We start from the raw sequence: 18761 nt of genomic DNA, 5'->3' as shown, positions 1-18761 counted from the left end.
CTGCTGGTTCTCGTCTCCGTGCTGATCGCCTGGTTCGGTCTGTACGTCCTCTACCGGCTGTTCACCGAGTCGTGACAGAACCGGCCCACGAGAACATCGAAAACGGAGTGGCCAACGGATCGTCGTCGTCAACGACGCCGATCGTTCGCCATGAGGACGGCTCGAGGCGCAGCGGTGACCAGGCGGTCGCCGAGGCGGCCGAGCGTGCCAAGTCGACCGGAGCGATGAATGTTCCGACGCTCCCGGGTCTTCCGTTGCCCGTGGACACGGCGAACCTGCGGCTGGGCCCCGATCTGAGTTCCTCCATGCTCGCGCTGCTACCCCTGGTCGGGGTGTGGCGTGGCGAGGGTGAGGGCAACGAGCCCGATACCGGTGACTACCGCTTCGGTCAGCAGATCATCGTCGCCCACGACGGTGGCGACTACCTGACCTGGGAGTCGCGCTCCTGGAAGCTGGATGCCAAGGGCGAGTACGCGGGTCCGGATCTGCGCGAGAGCGGTTTCTGGCGGGTCGGCATCGATGGTGACGACGAGGTGCTGGAGCTGCTGCTCACGCATTCCACCGGCATTGTCGAGCTGTTCTACGGTCAGGCGCTCACCCAGTCCTCCTGGGAGCTGGCCACCGACGTGGTGATCCGCAGCCAGTCCGGCATCGTGGTGGGCGGCGCGAAGCGGCTCTACGGCATTGTCGAGGGCGGCGATCTCGGCTACGTCGAGGAGCGCATTGCCGCGGACGGCGCACTGGAGCCCCGGCTCTCGGCGCGGCTGCAGCGCTACATCGGCTAGAAGATTCAACGAAGCCCCGTCGACCTGTTGGTCGTACGGGGCTTTTTCATGTCCGGGGCTTCTCGAGTCCGAGGCCCTGAAACGGGTACGGCCCCCGAGTCATACTCGCGGAGATGCAACTCTCACGCGGGTCCGGTCAGGACAGACCGTAACTCGGGGGCCGGGTGACTGCCGTGGATTCGCGAGGGCTCGCGCGATCAGGAATCCGATTGCAGCGGTAGCGCCTAGCTGGCAGCCACCTCACGCGTCCTAGAAATCATTCTCGAACCACCTCCTTCCTGTGTAAGAACGAAGTTAGTCGGATGAGTCAGACGCGGCAACGCATTTTCTCGGACTGCGAAAAGGCAGGTCAGACAGGCGTTGTGGGAATAAAGGTGTCGATCGTGATCGTTGAGTTCGGCTCGACGCGAACGATGGTGTCGGGCTTGGCGTCCGGCGGCAGTTGATGGGTGACCACCACCACGGTGCGGTCGCGATCTATCAGTCCGCTGGATTCGTCGAGCAGGTTTCGCAGTAGTTCAGCCCCGGCCTCGGCCTCCAGATGCTCGGTGGGCTCGTCCAGCAGCAGCACGCGCGCCGGGGAGAGCAGCGCGCGGGCCAGCAGGAGGCGGCGGCGCTGACCGCCCGACACGGCGGCGGCCCCGCCGATCAGATCGGTGTCGACGCCGTCGGGCAGCGAGTCGAGCCACTCACCCGCTCCGACTGCGCGCAAGGCTGATTCGGCCTCGGCGGCGGTGATATCGCCGCGCGCCACGCGGAGGTTCTCGAGCACGGTGGTGCCGAAGAGGTGCGCGTCCTCGGCGAAGAAGGTGACGCCCGGCCGGGGTGTGTCGAAGAGTCCGGCCCAGGCCATCAGCAGGGTGGTCTTTCCGGCCCCGCTCGGCCCGACCACCGCGATGCGGCGACCCGGCGGCAGGGCCGGGAGATCGGGTGTGACGGTCTCGGATTCGTCGCGCTCCAGCCGATCGAGCCGGTGCAGTGCCGCGCGTCCGTTGGTGAGCGCCTGGGCGGCGGCCGGGAGGACGGCGACGGCTTCGAAGGCCGACAGCGGGACCAGTACCAGCACCGCGAACGCCATCGGCGTGATGCCGCCAGGCGCGACTGTCTGGAAACCGGCTGTGGGGATGGGAGTCCCGCTGCCGTACAGCACGATTCCGATGAGCAGCGACCCCAGCACGCTCGCCCCGATGGACAGCGGCAGCACGGCGGCCGCCCACGCACTGCGCGCCGCCGCCCGATCCTCCGCGACCACGGCCCGCTGCCCGGCGGCGGTCGCCGCGTCGACGGCCTGCGAAAGCCTGCCCGCCACCCGCAGTTCGGGCGCGTGATCCAGCACGGTGAGCGCCTCGGCCGTGAACTCGGTGCGATCCGCCCGCACCGCCAGCTCGGCGTCACGGGCCGCCCGCGCCGACAACCAGGGCGCGAGGATCCCCGAAACACCCAGGGCCACCGCCAGAATCACCGCGGCAAGCAGTGAGATGCTCGCCAGCAGCCCGATGGCCAACGCCGACAGGATCACCGCGACCGCGATCGGCACGAAGGCCCGCACCACCACGGCCCCGAGATCGTCGATATCGTTCATCACCCGGCCCAGCAGCTCACCCCGCCGCAGCTGCGTCGGATCCCCCTGCCGCGCTTCCTCTTCCGGCCCGGCGACCGCCCCGGTCCGCCGCGGCCGCCAGATATCCGCTCCCGCCAGCGCCCGATAGGTGCTGGTCCGCGCCGTACTCATGGCCCGCAAAGCCACATCGTGGGTGGCCAGCCGCTCCAGATACCGGCACAGTCCCCGCGAAATCCCCAGCGCCCGAACGGTCACCACGGCAATGCTCAAATCCAATACCGGCGGCATCTGCCAAGCCCGCGCAATCAGCCACGCCGCCAACGCCGCCAGCCCCAGCCCACTGCCGAGCGCCAGCACCCCCCACCCCACCGACAACGCCATCCGCCCCCGCGACAACTCGAGCAGTTCCCGAATCCGCCGAAAATCGGCCAGTACCGCTTTCATCGCGCGCTCACCCCAATCGGATCAACCGACCCACTCGTCTGCTCAGCCGTTCCACTCGCGTCTCGGCCGTCCGCGGCCGTCCCACTCGTCATCCCGGCGTGCATTTGGCCGGGATCCACACCGCCGCGTTGGATTCCGGCCGAAAGCACGCCGGAATGACGGGGTGGGTCTCCGACCGGGTGATCGGCCGAACCGGTCGCGGCCGGGCCATCTGCGGCCGAGCTGGCGCTGGCATGGACCTCCACCACGTGGTCGGCGATGGCCAAGACGCTGGGGCGGTGGGCCACCACCACGACTGTGGCTCCGGCGCGGGCGCGCTCGACGAGAGCCGCGAGAACTGTTGCCTCGCTGGCGTCGTCGAGGTGGGCGGTGGGTTCGTCGAGGAGCAGGATGGAGCGGGGGGCCGCCAGGGTGCGAGTCAGGGCCAGGCGTTGGCGTTGGCCGAGGGAGAGGCCGGTGCCGCCGGTGCCGAGGACGGTGGACCAGCCGTCGGGGAGGTCGGCGAGGACGGTGTCGAAGCCTGTTGCGGTGCAGGCGGCTTCGAGGTGGGCTGGTCCGGCGGGTGGGCCGAGGAGGTCGAGGTTGTCGCGCAGGGTGCCGGGGAGAAGGACCGGGCGTTGGGGCAGCCAGGCGATGTAGGACCACCAGTCGTCGGGGTCGAGGTCGGGGACCGGGGTGCCGTCGATCAGTACTTCACCGGCGGTCGGGGTGATCAGGCCCAGGATCGCTTGCAGGGCGGTGGATTTTCCGCAGCCGTTGGGGCCGGTCAGGACCGTGACCGCGCCGGGGCGGATCGTGGCAGAGAGGGCGTCGGGGGCGAAGCCGTCGCGGGCGGCGACCGTCAGGTCGTGGATGTCTATGTGCCCGTGCAGGTTCGGCATCGGGATGCGTGCGGTCTCCGGGTGGGCATCCTCGGGTTCGGCGCCCGGATCTGTGTCGATGACCGCGAAAGCCTTTTCCGCCGCGGCCATTCCGTCCTGGGCGGCGTGGAAGCGTTCGCCGACTGCGCGCAACGGAAGGTAGACCTCCGGGGCGAGGATTAGCGCCAGCAGTCCGGCGTGCAATCCCATGTGGCCGAATACCAGTCGCATGCCGATGGAAACCGCGACCAGGGCCACGCAGAGGGTGGCGAGCAGTTCCAGCACCATGGAGGACAGGAAGGCCAGACGTAGCGCCGACATGGTGCGCTTGTGCAGGGCGTCGCCTAACTCGCGGACCCGGCCCGCCATGCTGCGCGGCGAATCATCCTTTGCCGCCGTGCTATCCGCTGTCCCCACACTGCTGGTGCGGCCGGTCTCGCGGCCGAGAGCACGCAGGGTGGGCATGCCGGCGAAGAGATCCAGGAGTTGATCCGACAGCCGCGTGGTCGCCGCCAACGTGTCGGCGGACTTGCCCTGGGTGAGCAGCCCGATCAGGATCATGAAGACCGGGATCAGGGGCAGCGTAATCAGAATGATGACGCCCGAGACCCAGTCGTGGACCGCGATCACCGCCAGCACGATGGGTGGCACCAGCATGGTCAGGATGAGGGCGGGCAGGTAGCCCGCGAGGTAGGCGCGCAGCCCGCTGAGTCCGGAGCCGACCACCACCGCGAGTTCGGTGCGGCGACTTTCCAATTCGCGGGGTGGCAGGTGGGCTCCGGCGTCGAGGGCGGCGGTCTCGAGTTCGGCGACGACCTGCGCGCCTGCCCGGTGGGCGAGGCGGGACTGCCACCAGGTGGCGGTGACCCGGCACAGCACGGCGACCACGAAGATCACCAGTTCGACCGTCCAGGAACCGATCCGGCGTTGATCCGGTTGCGTGATGACCCCGGCCAGCACCCGGGCCAACGCGAGCGCCGCCACCACGATGCCGCCGGTGGTGACCAGCGACAGTCCCACACTCACCCCGAGATACCTGCGTGCGGAGCGGGCGTGCCGCCACAGTCGCGGGTCCACCGGTCGTGCCATGGTCGATCTCCTCTGCGAAAGAACGGGCGTACCGGGTGTCACGCCGGTACGCCCGTTCTCGTTCAGCCCTGCCTGTTTCGTTCGGTTCAGTTCTTCGCGGATTCCATGGGCAGCCCGATCGGCGCGGGGATCTGCTCCATGGTGAGCCGCTTGCGGAACACCCAGTACGTCCAGGCCTGGTAGCACAGCACGACCGGGACCATGGCGACCGCGACCCAGCTCATCACCACCAGCGTGTAATGCGTGGAGGATGCCGACTTGGTGCCGTTCCGCCCGTCCACGGTGAGGCTGTACGCGTCATTGATGGTGGAGGGCAGCACGTTCGGGAACAGCGCACCGAACAGCAGCACGGTGGCCGCCGCGATGGTGAGCGCGGTCCCGGCGAAGGCCCAGCCGTCGCGACCCTGGGTGGCCGCGAAGCCCGCGATCAGCAGTCCGACCACGGCCAGCACCAACGGAATCCAGGTCCAGCCGTGCCCGTAGGCGAGCTGCGTCCAGATCCCGAACGCGGCCACCACGACCGCGGTGGGCACGAACAGCATCCGGATCAGCCGCTGTGCGTCGTCGCGCACCTCGTTGCCGGTCTTGAGGGCGATGAACACCGCGCCGTGCAGCATGAACAGCAGCAGCGTGGTCAGCCCGCCCAGCAGCGCGTACGGGTTGAGCAGGTCGAAGAGATTGCCGTCGATCTGCTTGTGCGCGTTGAGTTTCACGCCGCGCACGATGTTCGCGAACGCCAGACCCCAGGCCAGCGCCGGGATCCAGGACCCGAGCCCGATGCCGATATCGCACCAGACCCGCCAGCGCGGATCGTTGATCTTGCCACGCCATTCGATGGCGCAGGCCCGCGCGATCAACCCGACCAGGATGAGCAGCAACGCCAGGTAAAACCCGGAGAACAGGCTGGCGTACCACTCGGGGAAGGCCGCGAACATGGCGCCACCACCGGTGAGCAGCCACACCTCGTTGCCGTCCCAGACCGGCCCGATGGTGTTGAGCACCACGCGCTTCTTCGTCTCGTCGCCGCGCCCGAGGATCGGCATCAGCATGCCGACCCCGAAGTCGAAGCCCTCCAGCACGAAGTAGCCGGTGAACAGGACCGCGATCAGTAGAAACCAGAATTCAGGGAGACTCATCCTCGGCTCCTAGTAGGCGAAGGAAAGCTTCTCGACGGGCTCCCCGGTCATCTTCGGGGTGTCGTCGGTGGACGGCTGTTCCGGTCCCGCGATCACGTAGCGGCGCATCAGGTAGAACCAGCCGATGGCCAGCAGGCCGTACAAGAGCGTGAACACGATCAGCGAGGTGAGGATGGTGCCCGGCGAGACGCCGGAGACGCCCTGCTGCACCGTCATTCGAATGTGCTGATCACCGGTCGGGTTGGGTGCCACCACCCAGGGCTGACGCCCCATCTCGGTGAAGATCCAGCCGGAGATATTGCCCAGGAACGGCGTGGCGATGGCGATCAGCGACAGCCAGCTGAACCAGGTCTGATCCGGGACGCGGCCGCGGCGGGTGACCCAGAATCCGGCCAGCGCCAACAGGATCGAGCCGGCCATCCAGGTGATCATGGCGCGGAAGGACCAGTAGGTGACGAACAGGTTGGGCCGGTAGTCGCCGATGCCGTACTTCTCGTTGTATTCGACCTGTAGGTCCTTGACGCCCTTGAGCGTGACGTCGCTGAACTTGCCCTCGGCCAGGAACGGCAGCACGTACGGCACCTTGATGACGTGGTCGACGCTGTCGCAGTTGTTGTGAGTACCGATGGTCAGCACCGAGAAATCGGGATCGGTTTCGGTGTGGCACAACGATTCCGCCGAGGCCATCTTCATGGGCTGCTGCTTGAACATCAGCTTGCCCTGGGTGTCACCGGTGATGATGAGGGCGACGGAGGCGACGAGCACCACGTACAGGCCCATGCGTGCTGCGGGCCGCCACATGGTGCGGGCGTCCGTGAGCGGCGCTTCGCTGCCCTCGGCCTTGGCCTTGCGGGCGTTGCGCACCATCCACCAGCCGCCGATGCCGGCGACGAAAGTGCCTGCGGTGAGGAAGGATCCGGCCACCACGTGTGGGAAGGCGGCGAGGGTGGTGTTGTTGCTGAGCACTGCCCAGATGCTGTGCAGTTCCGCGCGCCCGGTCTCGGGGTTGTATTCCGCACCGACCGGGTGCTGCATGAACGAGTTGGCCGCGACGATGAAGTACGCGGACGCGTTGACGCCGATGGCGACCAGCCAGATGCAGGCCAGGTGCACCTTCTGCGGCAGCTTGGTCCAGCCGAAGATCCACAGGCCCAGGAACGTCGACTCCATGAAGAAGGCGACCAGCGCCTCCATGGCCAGCGGTGCGCCGAAGACGTCACCGACGAAGCGGGAGTATTCGCTCCAGCCCATGCCGAACTGGAATTCCTGCACGATGCCGGTGGCGACGCCGAGCGCGAAGTTGATCAGGAACAGCTTGCCGAAAAACTTGGTGAGCCGCAGCCACTGTTCCTTGCCGGTGATCACCCAGGCGGTCTGCATGCCCGCGACGAGCGGTGCGAGGCCGATGGTGAGTGGCACCAGGATGAAGTGATAGACGGTGGTGATTCCAAACTGCCATCGCGCCAGATCTACGACGCTCATCCGACCTCCCTGCCTGTCTACGACATGACGTAGTAACAGACAGTACGCCTGCGGGAGCTCAGATCAACGTATGCCTCGCCACAGCGTGCCAGATATTTGCCGGAATGTGACGGACACGCCGGACTCACCAGTCGGCGAGACTCCCGGGCAGTGCGATACCCCGATTCACCATCTCGATGATCTCGCCAGCGTTCTCCGGCGCGGACATGCGCAACCCGTCGAGCGAATTGACCCGCGCCGCCAGCGTCACCGACGACAGCAGCCACACCGCATCGGCAGTGATCAGGTCGGCAACGAACAGCGGCTCGTAGCGGCAGTCCCAGCCCGCCTTCTCCGCCTGCGTGTACAGCGCGCGCTGAGTCGTGCCCGGCAGCACGCCATTTCGCGCGGGCGGGGTGATGAGCTGGTTGTCGCGCTGCACCACGACCGTCGAGCGCGGCCCCTCCAGCACGCGATGCTCGGTGCTGGTGAAGATGACGTCGTCGGCACCCATCCGTTGGGCGAAGCGCAGCGCCGACATATTGGTCGCGTAGGACAGCGTCTTCGCGCCCAGCAGCAGCCACGGCGCGTTCTGCGCGAGATCCACCGAGATGCCCCGCGACAACGTGATCACCGAAACACCCTCGGCACGAGCCTTTTCCACGCGTTCCTGCACCGGAACCACCAAAACGTAACCGGTAGTGGCGGGTTCGGCCCCGGCCAGGTCCCCGCTCTGGTTTGCCGATCGTTCGCTAGCCGAGCCGTGATCGCTGTCACGCCCCCGGGTGACGATCATGCGCAGCGCCCCCTCGCGCGCCTTGCCCCACTCCTCGGCCGCCATCTCCACCGCGAACCGCCACGCCTCGAGATCGGGGGCGGGCAACTCCAGCGCCTCCGCGGACCGCCGCAGCCGGGCCAGATGCAACTCCAGCGCACAGGGCACGCCGTCGCGCACCAGCACGGTCTCGAAGATGCCATCACCCCGCAGGGCACCGATATCGTCCGCATACAACAACGGCGCGTCCGGATCCCGGATCGCGCCGTCAAGAGTCACCAGAACCCGTTCCACCATGCGATCGACCCTATGACAGATGGCCCGTCGCGGTGGGTTCAACCGCGCCGCCAACCTCGTCAAGCCACCTGGCAACCGACCGCCCACCCCGCCCCCGACGCACAAGAGCCAACCGGCGCGGCAGCGACACCGAGTGCCGCCGCGCACAGGTCCCGTAGAGGCGGACGAGCCGATCGTGCGGGTTGGCATAGGGTGGGGGTGTGTCCTCCTCGGTAACGCCCAGTCCGATTCTGCAAGTTCCAGGGGCTGTCGCGGGGCTGCCGGGATCACCCGACGCCACGGTCGCGTGGCACTACGGCGATCCGTTCGGCGAGCAGCGCGCGGCGGTAGAGCGGGTCGCGGTGGTGGATCGCTCCCACCGGTTCGTGCTCGCCATCACCGGCAAGGAACGCCTGACCTGGTTGCACACCATCTCCAGTCAGGCCGTCGCGGATCTGCGAGACGGGGATTCCGCGGAGGATCTGGACCTGGATCTCAACGGCCGGGTGCTCAACCACTTCGTGCTGACCGACCTCGACGGCACCGAATGGATCGACACCGAGGCCGAGCGCGGCCCCGATCTGCTGAGCTTCCTGCAGAAGATGGTCTTCTGGGCCGACGCCAAGCCCGTCGCCGCCAATGATCATGCGGTGCTGAGCCTCCTGGGCCCCGGCGCGGCCGGGCTCATCGAAACCCTGGGCATCCCAGCCCTTCCCGAGACCTACCGCGCGGTGCCGCTGCCCGGCGGCGGCTTCCTGCGCCGCATGCCCTGGCCCACCGCCGACTCCTTCGACCTGCTCGTCCCCCGCGATCAGCTGGCCACCTGGTGGACGAAGCTGCGGGATGCGGGCGCGGCGGCCGCGGGCATGTGGGCCTTCGAGGCGCTGCGGGCAGCCGCGCTGCGTCCCCGCCTCGGCCTCGACACCGACGACCGCACCATCCCGCACGAGGTGAACTGGATCGGTGGCCCCGCCGAACACGGTGCCGTGCACCTGAACAAGGGCTGCTACCGCGGCCAGGAGACAGTGGCCCGGGTCCACAATCTCGGCAAGCCGCCCCGGCATCTGGTGCTGCTGCACCTGGACGGTTCCGCCGATTCCCGTCCGGCGACCGGTGATCCGGTGACCGCCGGCGGGCGCGCGGTGGGCGTGCTGGGCACGGTGATCGACCACTACGAGCTCGGCCCGATCGCGCTGGCGCTGATCAAGCGCAATATCCCGGTCGACACCGAACTCAGCGCGGGCCCGTGCGCGGCGGCCATCGACCCGGATTCGGTGCCCTCCCACGACGAACCGCAGGCGGGCCGCCTGGCCGTCGAGAAGCTCCGCGGACGATGAGCACGGCCATCGGCCGGGTGCTGGCCGTGTGTGTCCTGCATGCCGAGCTCGAGGTGCCGGCCAAATCCAGCAAGGTGGGCCGCACCGCCATCGACAAACGTCCGGTGCCGCACCGGGTTCCGGTCCGCACCCTCGGCCTGGACGGCGACCACGTGTGCGACACCGAGCATCATGGCGGCTCCCATCAGGCCGTCTACGCCTACGCCGAGGAGGACGCCGCCCGCTGGGCCGGTGAACTCGGCCGCGAGCTGGCGCCGGGCTGGTTCGGCGAGAACCTGCGCCTGTCCGGCCTTCGCGTCAGTGACGCCGTGCTCGGTGAGCGCTGGACCATCGGCGACACCCTGCTCGAGGTCTCCGCCCCGCGCGTCCCCTGCGCCACCTTTCAGTGGCGCACCGGCGAGCCGCAGTGGGTGAAACGCTTCACCGTGCAAGCGGATACGGGCGCTTACCTGCGGGTGCTGACCGAGGGCGCGATCGCCGCCGGCGACGAGGTGCGGGTGGTGCACGTGCCCGCGCACGGCGTCACCGTCCGCGACCTGTTCACCGGCACGGACCCGGAGCGGCTGGACACGCTGTTGGCCGCCGAACCCACCATCTCCGATGACGTGCGCATGCAGATCGACCGCCACCGTCGCCGCCACACCGCGGCGGCCGACCGATGACCGAAGGGAACGCGGCAATGAGTGTCGATCTCGTCGAGGTAGTGCGTTCCGGGTTCCGGGAGTGCGTGCATCGCGGATCGGCGGTGATCCTGCGGCCGGACGGTGACCCGCTGGTGGAGGTGGGCGCGGTGCACGGCCCGATCTTCCCGCGCTCGACCAACAAGCCCATGCAGGCGCTCACCTTGCTGCGCAACGGTTTCGAACCGCTCGACGACGCCGAGCTGGCCATCTCGACCGCCTCGCACTTCGGTGAGCCGGACCATGTGGAGCTGGTGACGCGACTGCTGGATCGTTTCGGTTTCACCGAGGACGATCTGGAGTGCCCGCCGGATCTGCCGTTCGAGGAGCAGGCCCGCGCCCAGGTGCTGGCCGGTCACGACCGCGGCAAGGCTGCCCGCCGCGTCTACATGAACTGCTCCGGCAAACATGCCGCCATGCTGGCCACCTGCAAGATCAACGACTGGCCCACCCGCGGCTACCTGGAGGTCGGACATCCGCTGCAGCAGGCCGTGCTGGAGACGGTCGCCGATGTGACCGGGGAGCCGGAGACCGATCTCGGCATCGACGGCTGTGGCCTCCCGATCGTCCCGGTCTCGCTGGTGAATCTGGCGCGCGCCTACGCGAGCTTCGCCACGGGTGCGGAAGGTAGCCCGGAACGTCGTGTCGCGGACGCGATTCGCGCGCATCCGCGAGTGATTTCCGGCACGGACGGACCAGATTTTCGAGTCATGACCGCGACCCCGGGACTGGTCTGCAAGATCGGCGCGGACGGCGTGCACGCCGGCGCGCTGCCCGACGGTTCGGCCTTCGCCTACAAGATCGATGACGGCGCGGATCGCGCGCGACTTCCGCTGACCCTGGCGATTCTCCAGCGTATGGGCGTGCCGTGGACCGACGAGCATGCGGAGCTGGCAACGCCCGCGGTGCTCGGCGGCGGAGCTCGGGTGGGCATCATCCGGGCCATTCCCGGCGTCCTGTAGTCCCCGGTCGGCGGGCTTTTCCACACCCGGCGCACTGCCGTGCGCCGGGCCTCGCGACGTTTATCCCCCACTCCTGGAAGCGCGACGCCCAGACACACGCTAAAGTGTTCGTCAGGAAGAGTATTAATTCGAACGGGGCCGCCAAACCCACCCCAGGCCGCCCCGCAGTGACGCGAGGGGGTCAGCCATGGGCCGTGGCCGGGCTAAGGCAAAGCAGACCAAGGTTGCACGGGAGCTCAAGTACAGCTCGCCGTCGACCGACTTCACCAGTCTTCAGCGCGAGCTGTCGGCGCCCTCCGACACGCAACGGAGTGGTGTGCTTTCCGAAGAGCATGACGCGAGCGAATCGCGGTCGACGAGCTGGGAAGAAGAAGACAGCTACGACGACTGGCGTCGCTGACTCGGATTTCGACGTATTGCAGGGGGAGGCCAGCGGGCTTCCCCCTTTAGCACGTCGCCTCGAGCCAAGAAGCACAGCGATGCTGAAGGTTTAGCCAGCAGCACTGAGCGTTCCGTCCTCACCATCGGACGGGACGTTCATTTGTGTCTCCCTGGTGCGCGGGATGGGCCGCGCCACACCATGTTTCGGACATACAGAACGGCCCCGGTCACTCCTGGAGTGACCGGGGCCGAGTGCTGTGTGCGCCCTAGAAGCGCGGGTGGTCTCCGACGAGGACCGTGCGGGCCGAGTCGATGTCCTTGGCCTTCTTCACCGTGCCGAGGGTCCAGCAGTCGATGTGGCGGGCGGTGAGGACGGCCAGCGCGCGGTCGGCGTCCTCGGGGGCGACGACGGCGACCATGCCGACGCCCATGTTGAAGGTCTTCTCCATCTCGGCGCGCTCGACGCGGCCGCGCTGGGCGATCATCTTGAAGACCGGGGCCGGGTTCCAGGTGCCACGGTCCAGCTCGGCGACGAGGCCGGCCGGGAGCACGCGGGCCAGGTTGGCAGCCAGGCCGCCGCCCGTCACGTGGCAGAAGGTGCGCACGTCGGTTTCGGCGATCAGCGCCAGGCAGTCCTTGGCGTAGATCTTGGTGGGCTCCAGGAGTTCCTCGCCGAGGGTGCGGCCGAATTCCTCCACGTGCCCGGTGAGGGACATGCGGTCGATGTCGAGCAGCACCTTGCGGGCCAGCGAGTAGCCGTTGGAGTGCAGGCCCGAGGAGCCCATGCCGATGACGACGTCGCCGGGGCGGACCCGGTCGGGGCCGAGCACCGCGTCGGCCTCGACCACGCCGACGCCGGTGGCCGACAGGTCGTAGTCGTCGGCGCCCATCAGGCCCGGGTGCTCGGCGGTCTCGCCACCGAGCAGGGCGCAACCGGCGATGACGCAACCCTCGGCGATGCCGGAGACGATCTGCGCGACCCGTTCCGGGACCACCTTGCCGACGGCGATGTAGTCCTGCAGGAACAGCGGTTCGGCACCGCACACGACCAGATCGTCGACGACCATGGCGACCAGGTCGAGGCCGACGGTGTCGTGCTTGTCGAGGGCCTGCGCGACGGCGATCTTGGTGCCGACGCCGTCGGTGGAGGCCGCGAGCAGGGGCTCCTTGTAGCCACCCTTCAATGCGAACAGGCCTGCGAAGCCGCCGAGTCCGCCCTGAACCTCGGGGCGGCTGGCCTTCTTCGCCAGCGGCGCGAACAACTCGACTGCGCGGTCACCGGCCTCGATATCGACACCTGCCGCCGCATAGGAGGCACCTGCACCGCTGGGGGTCTGTTCAGTCATTGTCGGGGAGAGCTCCAAGCCGAATCGGGTGGATAGATGCCTGATCACGGTACCCGAACCGGATAACGAGCCCGCACCCGCTACGGTGCCTGACCGGTGTCATACCGTGCCGACCTCCGCAAACAGGGCGGCCGTTTCGGTGCGGCGGCGGCGCTGCTCGACCGGGTCGGGGACCGGGACGGCCGCCACCAGGCGACGCGTGTACTCCTCGCGGGGGCGGCGAAGTATGTCGTCATTGTCGCCCTGTTCGACGACGGTCCCGTTGCGCAGCACCACGATCCGATCCGCGAGCTGATCCACCACGGCGAGGTCGTGACTGATGAACAAGCACGCCCAGCCGCACTCGCGCTGGAGTTCGGCGAACAGCTCGAGCACCCGCGCCTGGACCGAGACATCCAGGGCGCTGGTGGGTTCGTCGGCGACCAACAGGTCCGGATTCAGCACCAGGGCCCGCGCCAGGCTGACGCGCTGACGCTGCCCGCCCGAGAGCTCGTGCGGGTAGCGGTTTTCCACCCCGGCCGGGAGCTGCACGTCGTCGAGGAGGTGGCGGACGCGGTCGCGCGCGGCCTGGCCCTTGGCCTCCTTGTGGACGAGCAGCGGTTCGGCCACGCACTCACCGATGGTGAGGCGCGGATTCAGGGAGGTGGCCGGGTCCTGGAAGACGAAGCCGAAGCGGCGGCGCAGCGGTCGCAGCTTGCGTTCGGACAGGCCCGCGATATCGGTGCCGAGCACCCGCACGCTGCCCGCGGTGGGCCGCTGCAGGGCGGCCACGCAGCGGCCGATGGTGGATTTGCCGGACCCGGATTCGCCGACCAGGCCGAGGGTTTCACCGCGGCGCAGGCTCAGGGTGACGTCGTTCACCGCCCGGAAGGTGGGGCGGCCGAGCGGGGCCGGGAATTCCACCGTCAGGTTGGAGATCTCGAGGACGGTCTCGGCATCGGCCGGGACCGGTTCGCGCACGATGGTTTTCGCCAGGGCCGCACCGGCCACACTGCCGGTCGCGCCGTCGCCTTCCCAGTTGTCCGGCAGCACACGCAGTTTCGGCACGGCCGCCAGCAGGGCACGGGTGTATTCGTGCTGGGGATCGCTGAAGAGCTTGTCCACCTTCGCCTCTTCGACGATGCGGCCCTCGCGCATCACCACCACGCGATCGGCGAGGTCGGCGACGACGCCCATGTTGTGGGTGATGAGGACGATGGCCGCGCCGATGCGATCGCGCAGATCCCGCAACAGTTCCAGGATTTCGGCCTGCACGGTGACGTCGAGGGCGGTGGTGGGCTCGTCGGCGATGATCACCTTGGGTTCGCAGGCGATGGCGATGGCGATCACCACGCGCTGCTTCTGGCCGCCGGAGAGCTGGTGTGGGTAGTAGTCCACCCGCGCCTCCGGATCGGGCAGCCCGACCGCGCGCAGCAGCTCGATTGCCTTGTCGCGCGCGGCTTTCCGCTTCATGCCGGAGTGCGCGCGTAGCGCCTCGCCGATCTGGAAGCCGACGGTGAACAGCGGGTCCAGGGCCGCGCCGGGCTCCTGGAACACCATGGAAATGGCCCCACCGCGCAGGGCGGTGAGTTCCCGCTCGCTCATCTTGGTGACGGCCTTGGTGCCGAGCACGACGGTGCCGTTCACGCTGGCGGTGGGCGGCAGCAGGCCCATGGCGGTGCGGGAGCTCACCGATTTGCCGGAGCCGGATTCACCGACCACGGCCAGCACTTCACCCGGATACACCTGGTAGGACACGTCATTGACGGCCGTGACCGATCCGGCGTCGGTGGCGAAACAGACGGTGAGTCCCTCGAAGGACAGGACGGGATCAGGCATTGTCGGCCTCCTTCGGGGATTCGGTGGGATCGGCTTCCACTGCCGCGGGCGCGGTGGCGGCACGGCGGGTGCGCAGCAGCGGGTTGAGTACCTCGTTGAGGCTCTCGCCGACGAGGGTCATGCCGAGCACCACCAGCACGATGGCGACACCCGGCCAGACGCCGGTCCACCAGATGCCGTTGGAGACATCCGACAGCGCCTTGTTGAGGTCGTAGCCCCATTCGGCGGCCTGCGTGGGTTCGATGCCGAAGCCGAGGAAGCCCAGGCCCGCCAGCGTCAGAATCGCTTCCGCACCGTTGAGCGTGATGAGCACCGGCAGCGACTGGGTGACATTGGCGAGGATGTGCCGGAACAGGATTCGCGTGGTGGACGCGCCGGTGACGCGCGCGGCGTCCACGTACGGCTCCTGTTTCACCGAGATGGTGGCATTGCGCACCACCCGGAAGTACTGCGGCACAAAGATGACCGTGATGGCGATCGCCGCCGACAGGATGCCGCCGAAGCTCGACGACTGCCCGCCCGACACCACGATCGACACCACGATGGCCAGCAGCAGCGACGGGAACGCGTACATGGCGTCCATGAACAGCACCAGGATGCGGTCCACCCAGCTGCCGAGGTAGCCGGACACCAGGCCCAGCGGGACGCCGACGAACAGCGACAGCACCAGCGAGACCGCGATCACCGAAAGTGCCGTGCGCGCACCGAAGATGACGCGGGAGAACACGTCCTCGCCGCGCACCGAGGTGCCGAACCAGTGCGCCGCGGACGGTGCCTGCTGACGCACGAAATCCACGCCGTCGGCGGTGCTCTGGGCGAACCCGTAGGGCGCGATGAGCGGCGCGAAGATGGCGACCAGGATGAAGCCCGCCACCAGTGCGAGCCCCAGCAGCAATGTGAACCGCTGCAACCCGTAGGTCATGCGCACCAACCCCATTCCGGGGATGTGCCACTTGTTGCGGGTGGGCGGGACGGGCGCCTCGACGCCCGTTTCGATGACCGTCATCAGAACCTCACCCTCGGGTCGATCATCGCGACGATCAGGTCCACCAGGAAGCTCATGACCGCCACCACGATCGCGATGAACGCCACGATGCCCTGCACCGCGATGAAGTCGCGGGCTTGCAGGTAGCTGGCCAGCTGGTAGCCCAATCCCTTCCACTCGAAGGTGGTTTCGGTGAGCACCGCACCGCCGAGCATCATGGCGATCTGCATGCCCATCACGGTGACGACCGGGATGAGCGCATTGCGGAAGGCGTGCCGCCCGGTGACGACGCGATCGGAAAGTCCACGCGCACGGGCGGCTTCGACGTACCCGGACCGCAGCGTCTGGATCAGGTTGATGCGCACCAGTCGCAGGAACACGCCCGCGGTGAGCAGGCCCAGTGCGATGGCAGGCAGCACAGCGTGTTTCAGCACATCCACGATGTACCCGGTGTCCCCGTAGAGAATCGCGTCGACGATCATGATGTTCGTCTTGGGCGACACGTGCTGCAGCTGCAACTCGACATTGGTGCTGGCCCGTCCGGCAACGGGCAGCCAACCGAGTTTGACCGAGAAGATCAGCTTGAGCAGCAGGCCGACGAAGAACACGGGTGCGGCGTACACCAGGATGGCGAACAGCCGGAGGCTCACGTCGCGGGCCGAATCTCGTTTGGTGGCCGCGTATCTGCCCAGCGGCACGCCGACCGCGAAGGCCACGATGAGCGACCAGAACACGAGTTCCAGGGTGGCCGCGCCGTAGGTGACGATGACGTCGCTGATGGCCCGATTGTCCTGGGAGCGGCCGAAATCGCCGCGCAGCAGCCCCGAGAGGTACTCCCAGTACTGGGTGAGGATGGGCCGGTTGAGCCCGGCCGCCTCCTTGCGCTCCTGGATCTGCGCGGGGCTCAGGCGGCCGCCCATGGCGGCGCTGATCGGGTCACCGATCACCCGCATCAGGAAGAACACCAGGGTCACCAGGATCCAGGTGGTCGGGATGATGAGCAGAGCTCGCACCCCGAGGTAACGCAGCAGCGCACTGTAGCGGGAACTGCTGCCGCGCAAACGCTTTCCCGCCGGGCGGGTCGACTCGGTCGGCCCGCCCGTCTCCTCGATGGCCGTCACTTGCTCAGCACACCGAAACGGAACTTGAAGGTGGGATCCAGGGTGTCGGCGACGCCCTGAATGTTCTTGCCCGCGACCGCGATATTGGTTCCGGCCAGCAGCGGCAGCATCGGCAGGTGGTCATTGGCGAGCGAGAACTGCAGCTTCTTCAGGATGTCGGCGCGCTTGGCGGCGTCGGGCTCGGTGGTTTCCGCGGTGAGCAGCGCGTTGATCTGCGGATCCTCGAAGTGGTTCTGCAGCGTGTTGTTCGGCGCGAAGAACGGGGTCAGGTAGTTGTCGGCGTCCGGGAAGTCCGGGAACCAGCCGAACTGGTAGAGCGGGTAGGAGTCCTTCACCCGTTCATCCTGATACGAAACCCATTCGGTGGACTGCAGATTCACCTTGAACAGCCCGGTGGCTTCGAGCTGGTTCTTGATGGCCGCGTACTCCTCGGAGGAGGAGCCGCCGTAGTGGTCGGAGTTGTACTGCAAGTTCAGCGTGACCGGGGCGGCGACCCCGGCGTCGGCCAGGAACTTGGCGGCCGCGTCCTTGTTCGGCTTGGCGCCGTAGATGTCCTTGTACGGCTCGGTCGCGCCGGTGGCGCCCGGCACGACCGAGGAGTACGCCGGCTTGTAGGTGCCCTTGTAGACACCGGTGGCCAGGGCATCGCGATCCACGCTCGAGGCAACGGCCTTGCGCACGGCCAGCTTCTGGGCCGGGGTGCCGCCGGGCATGGTGTTCATGTTGAAGACGATGTAGCGCAGCTCGCCACCGGGCCCCTCATGCACGGTGACCTTGCTGTCGTTGCGGAGCGAGTCGATGTCGGTCGGGGTCAGGCTCCGGTAGGCGACATCGATATTGCCGTTCTGCACATCGAGCTTCAGGTTGGCGGCCTCGGCGTAGTACTTGACCGAGACGCTGTCGTTCTTGGGCTTGCCGAACAGGCCGTCGTAGCCCGGGTTGGCCTTGTACTCGACCAGCTTGTTCTTCTCGTAGCTGGTGATGGTGTACGGGCCGGAGAAGGCGTTGGTCTTGACCACGTCCTCGTCGGCGAGCACCTTGTCGGCCGGGAAGCTCTTCTCGTCCACGATGATTCCGGCCTGGCTCGGCAGCACCGAGGCGAAGGTCTGATCGTTGGCGACCTTGAGCGTGAAGTTGACCGTCTGCGCGTCCGGCGCGTCGGTGTGGTCCAGATTGCCCAAAAGCGAAGCGGGACCGTTGGGATCGTTGATCTTCAGGATGCGGTCGAAGGAGAACTTCACGCTCGCGGCGGTGAGCGGGTTCCCGTTCGCGAACTTCAGGCCCGGCTTGACCGTGCAGCTGTACACGGTCGGCGAGGTGAATCCGCACTTCTGCGCGGCGTCCGGTTCGGGGACCGTCTTGCCGGGCGCGAAGTTCAACAGGGTCTGGTAGATCTGCGTCTCGGCCTGCAGGGAGCCGTTGTCGTAGGCCAGGGCCGGATCCAGCGAGAAGATCTTGTCCGTGGTGCCGACCGTGATTCCCGCGCCGCCGCCGGTGGAGTCTCCGGTGCGTCCGGAGCCGCAGCCCGCGGCGACGAGTGCGATGCCTGCCATGCCGACCGCGGCGAAGGTCCTCGCCCGGTTCGTCTTCGAACCCATAGTGCTCATCTCTCGAAACTCGGGCGGTGCCGGTCCGGATCGCGGACGTCACACCGCCATAGCGTGATGTGTCTCGGCGCACCGTAGTAACGGTTTGTTGCCTCTGTGTTGCCGGGGTACAGATGTATAAAACGAGAGCTCTTAAA

Annotated in this window: 15 protein-coding genes; 5 read left to right on the top strand and 10 right to left on the bottom strand. The window is 67.7% G+C overall.

The genetic code is table 11. The annotated features are described in order from the left end of the window. The first annotated feature begins 107 nt into the window (after positions 1–107). Positions 108–785 (top strand): heme-binding beta-barrel domain-containing protein, encoded by a 678-nt coding sequence (locus tag ACYVN4_RS18260; protein WP_460722756.1) that lies wholly within the window; start codon positions 108–110, stop codon positions 783–785. Between the two features lie 349 nt (positions 786–1134). On the opposite strand, the gene ACYVN4_RS18255 is transcribed toward ACYVN4_RS18260, so the two are convergent. The 5 genes from ACYVN4_RS18255 to ACYVN4_RS18235 all read right to left on the bottom strand — a co-directional run bounded on the left by ACYVN4_RS18255 (position 1135) and on the right by ACYVN4_RS18235 (position 8408). Then, positions 1135–2790, bottom strand: coding sequence for an ATP-binding cassette domain-containing protein (locus ACYVN4_RS18255; RefSeq protein WP_460722499.1), 1656 nt, complete (start codon positions 2788–2790; stop codon positions 1135–1137). Next, positions 2787–4739, bottom strand: a complete 1953-nt coding sequence (gene cydD, locus ACYVN4_RS18250; RefSeq protein WP_460722497.1) for a thiol reductant ABC exporter subunit CydD — start codon at positions 4737–4739, stop codon at positions 2787–2789. Before cydD ends, ACYVN4_RS18255 begins: the two co-directional genes overlap by 4 nt. Positions 4740–4825: 86 nt before the next feature. After that, positions 4826–5875, bottom strand: a complete 1050-nt coding sequence (cydB, locus tag ACYVN4_RS18245; protein WP_460722495.1) for a cytochrome d ubiquinol oxidase subunit II — start codon at positions 5873–5875, stop codon at positions 4826–4828. A gap of 9 nt (positions 5876–5884) precedes the next feature. After that, the gene (locus tag ACYVN4_RS18240) at positions 5885–7357 is read right to left on the bottom strand and encodes a cytochrome ubiquinol oxidase subunit I (RefSeq protein WP_460722493.1); all 1473 of its coding nucleotides are present in this window, start codon (positions 7355–7357) and stop codon (positions 5885–5887) included. Positions 7358–7481: 124 nt separating this feature from the next. Beyond that, complete coding sequence (locus ACYVN4_RS18235) at positions 7482–8408, bottom strand: aminodeoxychorismate lyase (RefSeq protein ID WP_460722491.1); 927 nt, start codon at positions 8406–8408, stop codon at positions 7482–7484. 200 nt (positions 8409–8608) lie between these two features. On the opposite strand from ACYVN4_RS18235, the gene ygfZ reads away from it, so the two are divergent. The 4 genes from ygfZ to ACYVN4_RS18215 all read left to right on the top strand — a co-directional run bounded on the left by ygfZ (position 8609) and on the right by ACYVN4_RS18215 (position 11766). Continuing rightward, the gene (ygfZ, locus tag ACYVN4_RS18230; RefSeq protein ID WP_460722489.1) at positions 8609–9724 is read left to right on the top strand and encodes a CAF17-like 4Fe-4S cluster assembly/insertion protein YgfZ; all 1116 of its coding nucleotides are present in this window, start codon (positions 8609–8611) and stop codon (positions 9722–9724) included. Then, positions 9721–10386: an MOSC domain-containing protein gene (locus ACYVN4_RS18225; RefSeq protein WP_460722487.1), complete on the top strand. Its 666-nt coding sequence runs from the start codon at positions 9721–9723 to the stop codon at positions 10384–10386. The genes ygfZ and ACYVN4_RS18225 overlap by 4 nt, the downstream gene beginning before the upstream one ends. 17 nt (positions 10387–10403) lie before the next feature. Further along, positions 10404–11366: an asparaginase gene (locus ACYVN4_RS18220; RefSeq protein ID WP_460722485.1), complete on the top strand. Its 963-nt coding sequence runs from the start codon at positions 10404–10406 to the stop codon at positions 11364–11366. 187 nt (positions 11367–11553) lie between these two features. Beyond that, positions 11554–11766, top strand: a complete 213-nt coding sequence (locus tag ACYVN4_RS18215; protein ID WP_460722483.1) for a DUF3073 domain-containing protein — start codon at positions 11554–11556, stop codon at positions 11764–11766. 247 nt (positions 11767–12013) lie between these two features. Here ACYVN4_RS18215 and purM read toward each other — a convergent pair whose 3' ends face one another. The 5 genes from purM to ACYVN4_RS18190 all read right to left on the bottom strand — a co-directional run bounded on the left by purM (position 12014) and on the right by ACYVN4_RS18190 (position 18615). Next, positions 12014–13093: a phosphoribosylformylglycinamidine cyclo-ligase gene (gene purM, locus ACYVN4_RS18210; RefSeq protein ID WP_379354314.1), complete on the bottom strand. Its 1080-nt coding sequence runs from the start codon at positions 13091–13093 to the stop codon at positions 12014–12016. 99 nt (positions 13094–13192) lie between these two features. Further along, on the bottom strand, positions 13193–14911 hold the full coding sequence (locus ACYVN4_RS18205; protein WP_460722481.1) for an ABC transporter ATP-binding protein: 1719 nt from the start codon (positions 14909–14911) through the stop codon (positions 13193–13195). Next, positions 14904–15848: an ABC transporter permease gene (locus ACYVN4_RS18200; RefSeq protein ID WP_460722754.1), complete on the bottom strand. Its 945-nt coding sequence runs from the start codon at positions 15846–15848 to the stop codon at positions 14904–14906. Before ACYVN4_RS18200 ends, ACYVN4_RS18205 begins: the two co-directional genes overlap by 8 nt. 68 nt (positions 15849–15916) lie before the next feature. Next, a complete protein-coding gene (locus ACYVN4_RS18195; RefSeq protein WP_460722752.1) occupies positions 15917–16957 on the bottom strand; it encodes an ABC transporter permease in 1041 nt (346 codons plus the stop codon). A gap of 56 nt (positions 16958–17013) precedes the next feature. Beyond that, positions 17014–18615: an ABC transporter substrate-binding protein gene (locus ACYVN4_RS18190; RefSeq protein ID WP_460722479.1), complete on the bottom strand. Its 1602-nt coding sequence runs from the start codon at positions 18613–18615 to the stop codon at positions 17014–17016. Positions 18616–18761: the final 146 nt, after the last annotated feature.

The organism is Nocardia heshunensis, assembly GCF_054782115.1.
The sequence above is the reverse complement of the archived record's forward strand: the minus strand, read 5'-3'. Positions and strand labels throughout refer to the sequence as shown.